Source organism: Parablautia muri (assembly GCF_009917485.1).
GTDB lineage: Bacteria > Bacillota > Clostridia > Lachnospirales > Lachnospiraceae > Suilimivivens > Suilimivivens muri.
Window position 1 is genome coordinate 1 of the sequence record NZ_QZDT01000078.1, and the last position, 11,447, is coordinate 11,447.

Here is an 11,447-nt window from a genome sequence, read left to right on the forward strand (position 1 = left end):
CTCTGTACTGTGGGTAGTCCATGTAGGGGCGTTTACCGTTCATTTTCCCGCCCCTTTCCCCGTTCCGGCTCCCGGCGCAATATTTTGTCAAGATTGCTTTTCACGGTCTGCAATTCCCGGACGTTCGCTTTCTTCTCCCGGTACTCGTTGTAAAGGGCGTTTTTCTCTCTGGTAAGCTGCTCAATCTCCGTTTGTAGGGCTTTGGACGCTGGCAGCTTGGAGATTCCCTGTGCCTTGAAATACCGGGCGGCAGATTCGGAAATGATAAACTCGCTTTCGTGCTGCTCCCGGTAAGCTCTCCGGGCTTTCTCCGTTTTCTGCGCCCGCAATCCGTCACGGGCTGGCTTGGTCTTGATGTACGCCAATAGCTGTTTCTGCAAGTCCTTTTTCTCCCGCAAAGTGCTTTCCACGGCTTTTAGTTCCGCATGGACGTTTGACAGCTCTGCGCTGGCGGCGGCAAGGGCGGCTTCCAGTTCTTCCGGGGAAGAAAAGCCGGATTCCTCGTAAATGCTCATGGTCGCCGCCATTTGCTTCAGATTGTGCAAACTCGCCCACTTCTCGTAGCCTTTCCCTTTGCCCTCGGCTCTCTTGGCGGCTATGTCTACCATGCGTTGTACTCCGTCATTTTTCGGGGCGTTTATGGCGGCTCTGTTACGCTGTAAGCGGTCTTTTATGCTGCGGGGGTATCTCTGTTGGGGTAGGGGCGTTTCGGCGGCTCTGGCGGCGTTCTGTGCGTTTATGGTAAGTGCTTCCAGTACGGCGGCACGGTCAAAATCATCACCCAGCTTCCGGGCAGTGATGGGCTTCGTCCTGTCCGGCGTGAGATACGATAATCTCCCCCGGCTCTCCTTGACAGTTACGCCTTGCTGTAACAGCTTCCCGGAGAAGTCCTCAAAAGAGATAGCAGAGGACAGGGCGGCTCGGATTGTGCGCCTTAATTTCTCCTTGTCGGTTTCAAATTTTGTAAGTTTGGGCGGTTCTCCTGTGGCGGCAAGGAAAGCGTTCTCTTTATCCAGTGCGGCTTGTCCTTTCCGTTTCGCCCAATACTCACGCTCGGTAATGCGGTTCTTGCTCCCATGCAATAAGTCAATCTGATAGAGGTTTTCCCGGTGGCACATCTCCATGATTTCCGCTTTGAAATACTCCATAGCTGCGTCCGTACAGCGGTGCTTGCAGCCCTCCCTTGTGTCCGCTAGTCTTTCCATGTAGGGCAGTAGCGGCACTTCCGCAATCCGTAGGGAATTGATTACGATATGCACATGAATGTTGCCGCTGTGGTTATGCCCGTCTGGGTGGGTGCATACAAGGGCTTGGTGTCCGGGAAAATGTTCTTTACAAAACTGCTCGCCCAACTCCTGCGCCCGGTCAACCGTCAAGCCGTTGTCTGGTGCGTCACGGGGGTCAAAGGAAATAATATAGTGGTGGCTCTTTACGTCCTCTTTTCTTTGGTTCTTGCCAAATTTCAGATTGGAGCGCATACACGCTATGGCGAAATCTTCCCCGCCGCAATTAAGGGAAGATATGCGATAATCGTCACGGAGAACAAGCCGCCCGTTCCCGTCCAGCGTGGGTTTCATGGTAAACTCGTCATGCTCAAAAGTTAGGTACTGCTCGGCAGCTCCATAGTCGGCATTTTTAGAGCTGATATGTTTGAATGTTGCCAACGGCTTCACCTACTTTCTGCAAGACTTCAAACTTCAAGGCGGCAAGCTCCGCTGTGGCGGCTCGTACCTCTTGGGAGAGGGCGTTATAGGGTGCGCCGTACTCGTTCAGACAGCGGGCAATCTGGTTCAAGTTGCCGCCGATTTTCCCGTACTCGGCTGTGAGTTTCCCAACGGCAGATAATAATTCATCATTGACCGGGGAAACGGTGATAACCGGGCGTATGCTTGACTTGATAAGGGCTTGCCGGATAAACTCGGCTTGGCTCATTTTGCAGAGGGTGACACGCTCGGAAAACTCGGCGTATTCTTCCTCGGTCAAGCGTGTTTTGATTACCCGGTGGCGGTGGGGCGTGTTGTATTTTCTCATGGGCTTTAACTCCTTTCTTTTTATGTTTTGCCCTCTCACCAATAGGAGAAAAACAGGGGCATAAGCGGAAGTGTTTTTTGAAAAATCCGAAAAATTTTTTCGGAGATTTTTCAAGCGGCGCAAGCCGCAAAAAGGCGGGCTTGGGGTGGCAACCCCAACAAGATTCCCATAGGACAAAATGAGCGATTAGCGAAATTTGGTACTGTGGTAGAATCTTGCTCTAAGAAACTGCGCTGTGTGGTCTGTTCACTTACTATCCGGCTATTGGCGGCTGGTTTGTTGCGTTCCGGCGAAACTTTCTCTCTCAATACCTTTAGTGCCGCACGGAGAGATTTTGCCAAAGCTGCGGAAACTTTCTCTCCAATACCTACAAACCAGCAAAAGGCAAAATGGACGTTGATTTGCGTAAACTTCCCCTTAATCCTTACAACACCGCACTTTGCGATTTTGCCAAAGATTTCATAAAATCTTAATATTTTTTTGTTTCCACGCCACATAAAAAGAGAAAACCGCCAGACAAAGCGGCAGTTGTTTTCTCTTTTCCCTTGTTACGCACGGCGGGCGTGAAATGGAAAAGTTCTCTATCTTTTGTTGAAAATTTTTTTCGCTGAAATATATGGGCGGTCATTTGCCCCTCTATAACTTACTACGGGAAAAAATGAAATTTTGGCAACATTATCTGAAACTTTTTGAAGTTTTTCAGCCCGGCGCAAACTCTGGCTCGGTTTTGGGCGCAAAAAAACAGGAAACCTTTTCTTGATTTCCTGTCTTGGTGTGCCGCTGTGATGGGCGGCGGTTATTCTGTTGTCATTCCCCGGAAGCAAACTTGTAGCCTATGCCTAAAACCGTCTTTATGTAGGTGGGGTTTTTATTGTCCGGCTCTATCTTTTTCCGCAAGTTGCATATCACACTGGCAACGCTTGATTGGCAGCTTTCGCTTTCCATGCTCCACACGGATTCAAAGATTTGCGCTTTTGTAAATACCCGCCCTGGACTGGCGGCAAGGTAGCAGAGTGCGCCGTATTCCAAACGGGTTAGATAGATGTCTGCACCGTCTTTCAGTACCCGGCGTTGGTGTAATCTGATTTCCAATCCCGGAAAAACCAGTGCGGGGGAATGGGGCGGCTGTATGGCTTCCAGCGGTATCATATCGGCAAGAGCGGCTATGGCTTTCTCAACCGCTTTTTCTTCTGTGTCGTTGAATATAAGCATGACTATTTTCCCGACAAATCTCACCTCCCGTTATGTCGCCTGTTCGTCAAAGCGAAACTGTAACAGGGCAGCGATAAGCCGCCGTTTGATGTTGTCCTCGGTGTCCTTGTTGACCTGTCCGTTTTCAAGGGAAGCAAGCCGGATTCGTTTGCCATAATGCCGTAAAACCTCGTCCACGGCTTCCGGCTCTCCGCTGGTTGCTCTGACAATGGTTTCATACGGCACAAGTTTAGGATTCCTCACGGAAAATCACCTCCATTTCTTCATTTAACATTTGCAAGGCACTATGTATGTGATGCCATGCTGTACTCCGGCAGCGTCCATATAGTTCCCCGATTTCCTGCTGTGTGTAACGCCCGAAAAAATAAAGGTAGATGATTTCCCTCTTTTTCTCCGGCAGAGAGGACAGGGCTTCGGCAAGTTCCCCATTGGTGAGGATAACCCTCTGACCGCATATCGTAACCGGGTATTGCTTGCAAGGGTCTATAAAATATTTATCTGTTGTGCTTAACGGGTAAAACTTTTCTTCTGTGAGGTATTCAAAGGATATTTCCCTTTGCCGCCGCCTATCCCTATCACGCCATGCGTTGATAGCAGCATAGTGTATGACAACTCTGCAAAAGGCGTTAAATGTGTATTCGATATGCTCCTTGTATGCTTCTGTACAAGGCATAAATGATTCCCCCCTTCTCCCATATAGGACAGTGTATGGTTTACAGTTGCTTTTTATAATTCAGAGCAATAACAGCACGTAGTCTGTCATGTCTTGAATACCGCAAATAATATTTTGTATAATCCCATAACCCAAAGCAGACTTGAATTTACCAACAAAACAAGGAACAAGTCTTTTACAAAATACCATACTACCCATAATGGAATACTTACCATATAGGGCAAACAGAGTAACAGTAGTGGCAATATGCCATGCCTTATAATGTCAAAGAGTATCAATCTCGTTGTCTGTTTCTTTTTCTTCCATTTTCTTATTGTTGCTATTGGATATACCGCCGCTGCAACCAACACTAAATATGCCACATTCAGTAACAGGTGTTTTACAGTATACAGGCTGCCTGATACATCATATTGTTCTCTGCCCCAAAGAGCAAATATCACATTTTTGCTTATAAAGTTTAAAATAAACAGAAACTGTTAATATATTATTTTTGTAACTAATTTCCTTTATACCACCCTCTATTTTATTTAATAACTCTTTTACAATATATAACCCCAACCCTGTATTCCCGTTTGAACGTGATGTATCTACTGTATAAAATTTTTGAAATAGTATATTAACATCTATATTTTTTAATTCTGATGTAGTGTTTTTTACTGTAAAGATACCATCTGCGTCCATCACAATTTCAATATAATCATTAGAATACCGTATTGCGTTTGTAACCAGGTTATCAATAATTCTTTTGCAGGCAACAGCATTTCCGGTTATCCATACAGGAGCATTTTCTATTTTAATAGTGGGGGACAGTTCTTTTAATTCGTTATATTTGTTAATCAGACAGTCAGTTACAATTCTGTTTACATCTATTTTTTCAATTCCCAGAATATAATCATCACTTTCTATCAATGACAAATCATAAAATATTTGCACTAGTTCTGTTAAATAGTCTGTTTTTGCCTGAATAACAGAAAAGTAGTGTTCCTGTTCTTCTTTATCTTCACAATCTTTTAAAAGTGTTAGATATCCTTGGATTGATGTTAAAGGCGTTCTTAAATCATGGCTAATATTAGCAATAGAGTGTTTTAATTGCTCTTTTTCCTGTATAATCTGGATATTTGTTTTCTGTTCTAAATGTTTTTTTTCGTTGATGATACCTGCTAATTTTTCTATTTGCTTATTTGATAAGGAAATTCGCAGTTTTTTGTTTTCGCTAATCTGTTTTGTTATTTCACAAATTTGGCGTTTCCATGAAAAAAGAGAAAATGCCAATATTATATTTAATAAGACCAGTAATAAATACATCATTAACATTCTCTCCTTCGGTGAATTTCAGAAAATATTTTCTGCTGACTATTCGTTTTATAAAAATTACTTAAACTCCTGTTTTCTGACAAGTATAACAGACAGGGGCAGTAAAAATAATAAACTGAAAATAAAATATATGATTATTTCATTGATTAGCCCATATTCAAGCCGGAAAGTTCCCATGTTCATCCAATAGTATAATGGATTGAGCCAGACTAAATATTTTAATATTGCATGACTGTGAAAATCTTGCCATATCCCGGTATATATTACTGCGCCGCCCAAAGTAAATAAACACATGACAGTTGCAATAATACCGGTATTTTTCAAGCAGATGCATATAGTAAGGCAAAGTAAGATAAATGAAACCAATACTAAAAAATTTAATCCGACATAACTTAAATATTGTGCCAACTCAGTTGTGTCGGGGAGATACCCGGTCTGCAAACAAGTAAACAAAAGTGTAATGGTATTGAATATAAAATAGCAGACTGCATTATATAAAACAATAACAATAGTCTTTGCAAAGTAAACTTTTACTCTATCTATTCCATAGGCAACAGGGAGTTTGATTGTACCCGTAGAGTAATCATAGCAGAAAAATTGTATGGTTAAAATGAGGGTAACAATCCAGAGAAATACATTGCAGGATATACAGGATTGCATAATTTCGCTAAATTTAGGTGTATCAATGTTTTCAAATGTAAATGCAAAAAAGCCAATAATTCCTTGTATGGCAGCATTTGTTTCTTCATCTCCCTCTGAAACGAAGAGCTGTGTTCCCCCTGCGGACAGGCTGAAACTCCCATACAAAATCAGCCCTGCCAAAAAAAGAATTGGAACCGCTATAAACAGTTTGGAATATTTCAGTTTCAGAAATTCAGATTTCAACTGATTATACATATCTGCGCCCTCCTATTAGATTTTCAAAATAGGTTTCTAATTCTTCCCCTTGTACAGACATTTCTTCAACAACAATGCCATTAGAAGAAAGCGTTTTTGAAATAGTATGTGTTTCTTCCAGTTTCTCATATATCCTTATAAAATTGTCTGGATATACAGAAAAATTTTTGATTTTTAGCTGTTCTTCCAAAACAGTAACAGTTTTTTTCGTATCGTCTGTTTTCAGTTTAATATGCCGCTTACATTCTTCATTTAATTCTTCTGCCGTAATTTGTTTCAGCAGCTTACCATGATGTAAAAAGCCATAACAAGTTGCAAGCTGGTTAAGCTCACTTAAAATATGGCTTGAAATCAATATTGTTACATGGTTTTCCTGGGCTAACTTTTTAAGCAGCTCTCTAAGTTCAATAATACCTGTTGGGTCTAATCCATTGACAGGTTCATCTAAGATTAGAAATTCCGGCTCACCCAAAAGAGCAACAGCCAATGCCAAACGCTGTTTCATACCCAAAGAAAAGTTATTTACTTTCTTTTTTTCCGTATTATTCAGTCCGACAAGTTCCAATGTTTTTGAGATACATTTTTGGTCTGGAATGCCCCTTTGTACCCGCTGAATCTCTAAATTTTGTTTTGCAGTCATATCTTTATACAATGCAGGCATTTCAATCGTACAGCCAATTTTAGTACGTTCATGCTGCAAATAATCTGTTTTTCCGAACAGAGTAATGATACCGCTGCTTTTAAATGCTAATCCCGTCAATATACGGATTAGGGTAGACTTTCCAGCGCCGTTTTCACCGACTAACCCATATATTTCTCCCCGGTTAATTGAAAAATTAACATTTTGTAATACATGGAAATTTTTGTAATTTTTACAAAGTTCTGTTGTTTGACAAATAATCTCTGACATTTTACCAACTCCTTTCCATGCTAATTTACAATCCAAATCTAAAAAAAATCTAAAGAAATAAAAATTATTTCAGTTTATACCCAATCCCCCATACAGTTTCTATATAATCAGTATCCGTATGCTTTTTTATTTTTTTCCGAATGTTACTGATATGCGTGTTGATTGTATCATTATCGTAGGCATATTCTTCCTGCCAGATTGATTCATAAATATTTTGTTTTGAAAAAATTTTTTGCGGATATTGTAACAGAAGGATTAAAATTGATAATTCTGTTGATGTAAATTGTACGATTGCTCCTTTTATATAGGCATTACAGTTTTCGATTTTAATATCCTTATACTTTAAGTGAATATCCGCTTTCATGGGAGCAGTTACACTTCTTTTTAAGTTAGCCTCAATCCTTGCAAGTAACTCAAAAAGGTTAAAAGGTTTTGTCATATAGTCATCTGCTCCCAAACGCAGTAAATCTATTTTGGATTGTACCATTGTTTTTGCAGACACAACAATTACAGGAATATCTGTATATGTTCTTAATTGCTTTATCACACTATCGCCATTTAGAATTGGAAGCATTAAATCCAAAATGATAAGGTCTGGTAAAAATTTCTGGCATAGGTCTATTCCCTCTCTTCCATTAGGGGCAGAATACACTTCATAATTGTGATTTATCAGAAACTTTGTTATCATGTTGCAAATATCGGTATCATCTTCAATGATTGCTATTTTTTTCAATTTTATATCCTCCATATAAAGTAGGGTATACTTTAATTTTGATTGCTTAAAATATGCTTTCATTATACGGCATAATAGAAATGAACTCAAGGCAGAGCATGGAGTATCAATAAAATGTATTTGTAACTTTGATTGGGAAAATAAAAAATACTGGGGAATGGCACTGTATAAGATAGCTTGCTTTCTGCTTTTTGGTTTCTTTGGTTCGGAATAGTGTGGTGCTGGCAGTCTATCTCTTGTTTTCGGTTGCTTGCTTCTTTACCGTACATGAGCATTCGCGCCAGGGTTGTCGTTGCCGTAACCTTCCAGCAGGTTGATAACGCCCCACACGCCAAGGCCAGCGCCCAGCGCGATAACCAGTACCTTCAAAGTGTCGATTGCGCTTGTAAAAAATTCCATACATTTTCCTCCTTAAATTTGTTGTGATTGGTTGGATAGGGACAAAAAAAGCCCGCCGGTTGAAAAGTCAATCGGCGGGCGCATCAGACGCGGGCGGCGCTTCGAGTTCACAGCTTTCAAAAACGTCGTCCGGTCGGACGGTCAATCTCCGGCTCAGATATTTTGCAATATCAAAAGCGTTCTTCTTGCTGGAATCCAGCAGGTATTTATATTGCGGATGTTTGGTAATGTCAAATTTGTCGCTGAAAAACGGCCTTACGCCCTGCACCTGCAAGATGCACTTGCCGCCGTCCATCACCGCCAATTCATCGGTTGACATCAGTTCTTTTCCGAGTTTCTGGTAATTTACCCCCATGCTGCGCTGGCTTCCCCGCGTGTCGGAGGTGTTGAAAAGGTCGATGGTTTCCTTTCCCAGCGTTTCCGAAATCTCTTTCAGGGTGCTGCGCTCCTTGCCGCCCAAAAACAGGACGCAGGAGCAGTTGCCGATGATGGTTTCCGCATGGTCTTTGTAGACGGCCTTTAACTGGCTCTGCGTCTGCACCACGATATGGGCGGAAATCTCGCGGCTTCGGATAACGGAAATCAGGTGCTGGAAGTTGGGGATTTTCTGGTTGGCAAACTCGTCCAGCAGGCAGGTAACATGGGTTTTCAGTGCGCCGCCGTTTTCCAGCGCCTTGTCGCACAGGACGTTGAACATCTGTGTATAAACCATCGCAGAAATGAAATTGAATGTCATATCCGTGTCGGACACGATACAGAACAGCGCCGTCTTGCGGTCGCCAATCTTTTCAAGTTCCAGTTCGTCGCCCTCCATCAGTTCCCGCACCTCCCGGATGTCAAAGGGAGCCATTCTTGCGCCGCAGCTAATCAGGATCGATTTTGCTGTTTTGCCCGCCGCCATTTTGTATTTCTTATACTGGCGCACCGCAAAATGTTGTGGGTCGCGTTTTTCCAGCGCGTCAAACATCAGGTCAACGGCGTTTTTGAAGTTTTCATCATCCTCCCGCACCTCGGACGCATTGAGCATTTCCAGCAGGGTGGTCATGTTTTTTTCTTCCTCCGGCGCTTCGTACCAGATGTAGGCGATCAGCGCCTGATAGTAGAGGGCTTCGGCTTTTGCCCAAAAATCTTCGCCGCCCTTGCTGTCCTCGCCCTTGGTGTTCTCCATGATGCAGTTGACCAGCTTCAAAATGTCGTTCTCGCAGTAGATATAGCGGAATGGGTTGTACTTCATGGACTGCTTAAAATCAATCGTATTGAGTATTTTTATCTCATACCCGCCGCGCTGAAGCATTTTCCCACATTCCAGAACGACCGTGCCTTTTGGGTCAGTCACGATATAGCTGGCGTTCATCTGCATGAGGTTGGGCTTAATGTGGAAGCGGGTCTTGCCGGAGCCGGAACCGCCGATCACCAGCACATTTTTGTTGATATTGTACTTGGGGATTTTGTTCCTCCCCACCATGACGCGCTCTGTCTGCGTCAGGAGAATGTTCTGGTCGAATTGGGGATTGATGAAAGGCTTAATATCGTCGGAATTTCCCCAACGCGCCGAACCATACTCAACTCCGTGGCGGTATTTCTTGGCGTTTTTCGCCTTGAAATAAACCACGGCCCGGATAATGACCGCGCCGGCAGCGCCAAACAGCAGATCGCGTGGGTGGAAGCTGGGCAGCGGGTTTTTGGAAATCAGCGTCCCCAGACCCGATACCGCGCCCATTGCCTTTGTCACCATATCCGCGCCCTCTGCCAGACGGCAGCCCTCCGCCACGCGGTTGAAAAACCAGAAGATGAACACATAAGGCAGGTTAGGGAGCAGGATTTTCTTTACATCCAGTTTCACAGTTCAACGCCCCCTTTCTCCCGGTTTTTGGCGGTATCCCGCGTCAGGTTCTTTGCAATCTCCTTGAAATGGGAAAGCTGGCCTAACAGCGACGGCTTTTTCTGCGCGGAGCGGTTCAGGCTTTTCCCGGCATACTCGGCAAAGGCGGCGTTCAGTGCATCCGCGTCCCGTGCCTTGAAAAAGACAAGGTATTTCCCCTGCGCGGGGTCTTTTTTCAGCGCAAAGTCCACCCCGTATTTCCGCGCCACACGCTCAAAGGACTTAATATTTTTGCCGGTGATCTCAATGTTCTGCACACCTGCGCCCTGGCTTACAAGCTGCTTCACGGTCTGCTTGCCGTGGTGGATTTTGGGGTTTTGGGCCTGCGCCAGATACTTCCGAATGGCCCATTTCAGCAGGCCGGCGGTCAGCCTGCCGCCTGCTTTGCCGACCTTGATGGTGAGAGCCACCGATTTTTCGCGTACTTCATCCTGCATGGTAAAACCTCCTCTCTTTGCAGGCTGGGACTAAACAGGTGCGCGCTAAGGCGGAACCAGCAGGCGGCGGAGCAGGTATTTCATGCGCCGGCCTCCTTTCCGCCCCACTTGGTCAGCACCACGGACTCGCCGCTTGCCATGCCGCCCCAAAGCCTGCCAGCGGTTTCGGCAAACTCGGCAGGCGAAGCGCAGATGTGGTCTGCCCCCAGCATCATAAACTCGCCGGAGCTGGCAAAAAGGCGCTGAAACTCGGCTTGCTGGGCAGGGGAAAGGGAGCAGAAGCCCTCCCCATCGGAAAGCCCGCACAGCAAGAATGTACCGCTGATGCACTCATTCACAAACGGATTGCAGCGGTTGGGCGGCAGTCCCTGACGGCTGGCGTCCTCGTTGTAAAGCAGCATGACCCGCTGGGGCAGGAAACAGCCCATCGCCAATTCGCCGCCGACAATCTGCGAAAGGTTTTCCAGAGAGTAGTCCACCCGCGCCGGCCTGGGCACTTTGCCCGGTTCCACCACCAGAATGTTGATTTCATGTTCCATGCAAAAGTCCTCCTTTGGTTTGATTGGTATATTTTTAAGCGCTGGGCGGCTTAACCGTCCAGCAGCCCATGCGCCATATCGTGGCTGACAAGGGATGTGTAATATTGCCCCATCGTGACAGGGGCGTTGTAGAGCGCCGCCAGCGTGTACGCCTTGATGTTGCCGATCTTGGCGGTGTTGCTTTTCAGGCTATCCATGACATAGCCGATATGTTCACTGTTCAGTTTCAGGAACCGGCTTTTGACAACCTCGGTGGGTATTTCCTGCCCGCAGATACGGACAGATTTCCGTGTGGAGCAGCAGATTTCAAGCATCAGTTCCACATAGCCGTCCAGCAAGTCCTTGTCCCAGGGGTTCCGTTCCAGAAGAATGTCATAGTCAATATTTTCTAAAATCAGTTCGCGGTAGCTTTCCATCTCA

Annotated in this window: 15 protein-coding genes; all 15 read right to left on the bottom strand. The window is 44.8% G+C overall.

Annotation, left to right across the window (positions count from 1 at the left end):
- Window positions 1-32: 32 nt before the first annotated feature.
- Window positions 33-1,664, bottom strand: a complete 1,632-nt coding sequence (locus D5281_RS22620; RefSeq protein WP_160276131.1) for a relaxase/mobilization nuclease domain-containing protein — start codon at window positions 1,662-1,664, stop codon at window positions 33-35.
- A complete protein-coding gene (locus D5281_RS22625) occupies window positions 1,636-2,031 on the bottom strand; it encodes a plasmid mobilization protein (RefSeq protein ID WP_016289766.1) in 396 nt (131 codons plus the stop codon). Before D5281_RS22625 ends, D5281_RS22620 begins: the two co-directional genes overlap by 29 nt.
- 110 nt (window positions 2,032-2,141) lie before the next feature.
- Complete coding sequence (locus D5281_RS22630) at window positions 2,142-2,528, bottom strand: hypothetical protein (RefSeq protein WP_160276130.1); 387 nt, start codon at window positions 2,526-2,528, stop codon at window positions 2,142-2,144.
- 310 nt (window positions 2,529-2,838) lie between these two features.
- Window positions 2,839-3,243, bottom strand: coding sequence for a winged helix-turn-helix domain-containing protein (locus D5281_RS22635; RefSeq protein WP_160276129.1), 405 nt, complete (start codon window positions 3,241-3,243; stop codon window positions 2,839-2,841).
- A gap of 30 nt (window positions 3,244-3,273) precedes the next feature.
- Entirely contained in the window at window positions 3,274-3,486 is a 213-nt protein-coding gene (locus tag D5281_RS22640) for a helix-turn-helix domain-containing protein (RefSeq protein ID WP_160254882.1), read from the bottom strand.
- A complete protein-coding gene (locus tag D5281_RS22645; RefSeq protein WP_160254883.1) occupies window positions 3,473-3,916 on the bottom strand; it encodes an RNA polymerase sigma factor in 444 nt (147 codons plus the stop codon). The genes D5281_RS22640 and D5281_RS22645 overlap by 14 nt, the downstream gene beginning before the upstream one ends.
- A 405-nt stretch (window positions 3,917-4,321) precedes the next feature.
- Entirely contained in the window at window positions 4,322-5,224 is a 903-nt protein-coding gene (locus D5281_RS22650) for a sensor histidine kinase (protein ID WP_004054201.1), read from the bottom strand.
- A 63-nt stretch (window positions 5,225-5,287) separates the two neighbouring features.
- Window positions 5,288-6,127, bottom strand: a complete 840-nt coding sequence (locus tag D5281_RS27070; RefSeq protein WP_160276128.1) for an ABC transporter permease — start codon at window positions 6,125-6,127, stop codon at window positions 5,288-5,290.
- The gene (locus tag D5281_RS22660; protein ID WP_160276127.1) at window positions 6,120-7,037 is read right to left on the bottom strand and encodes an ATP-binding cassette domain-containing protein; all 918 of its coding nucleotides are present in this window, start codon (window positions 7,035-7,037) and stop codon (window positions 6,120-6,122) included. The genes D5281_RS27070 and D5281_RS22660 overlap by 8 nt, the downstream gene beginning before the upstream one ends.
- A gap of 64 nt (window positions 7,038-7,101) precedes the next feature.
- Entirely contained in the window at window positions 7,102-7,770 is a 669-nt protein-coding gene (locus D5281_RS22665; protein ID WP_004054195.1) for a response regulator transcription factor, read from the bottom strand.
- 258 nt (window positions 7,771-8,028) lie between these two features.
- Entirely contained in the window at window positions 8,029-8,169 is a 141-nt protein-coding gene (locus D5281_RS22670; RefSeq protein WP_004060551.1) for a Maff2 family mobile element protein, read from the bottom strand.
- A 67-nt stretch (window positions 8,170-8,236) separates the two neighbouring features.
- Window positions 8,237-10,012 carry a VirD4-like conjugal transfer protein, CD1115 family gene (locus D5281_RS22675; protein ID WP_160263813.1) on the bottom strand — a complete coding sequence of 592 codons (1,776 nt, stop codon included), beginning with the start codon at window positions 10,010-10,012 and terminating at the stop codon, window positions 8,237-8,239.
- The gene (locus D5281_RS22680) at window positions 10,009-10,488 is read right to left on the bottom strand and encodes a PcfB family protein (protein ID WP_010815326.1); all 480 of its coding nucleotides are present in this window, start codon (window positions 10,486-10,488) and stop codon (window positions 10,009-10,011) included. The genes D5281_RS22675 and D5281_RS22680 overlap by 4 nt, the downstream gene beginning before the upstream one ends.
- Window positions 10,489-10,568: 80 nt before the next feature.
- Window positions 10,569-11,027, bottom strand: a complete 459-nt coding sequence (locus tag D5281_RS22685; RefSeq protein ID WP_160562202.1) for a DUF3846 domain-containing protein — start codon at window positions 11,025-11,027, stop codon at window positions 10,569-10,571.
- A 50-nt stretch (window positions 11,028-11,077) separates the two neighbouring features.
- The coding region (locus D5281_RS22690; RefSeq protein WP_277935559.1) for a DUF6017 domain-containing protein at window positions 11,078-11,447 on the bottom strand (370 nt) is incomplete at its 5' end.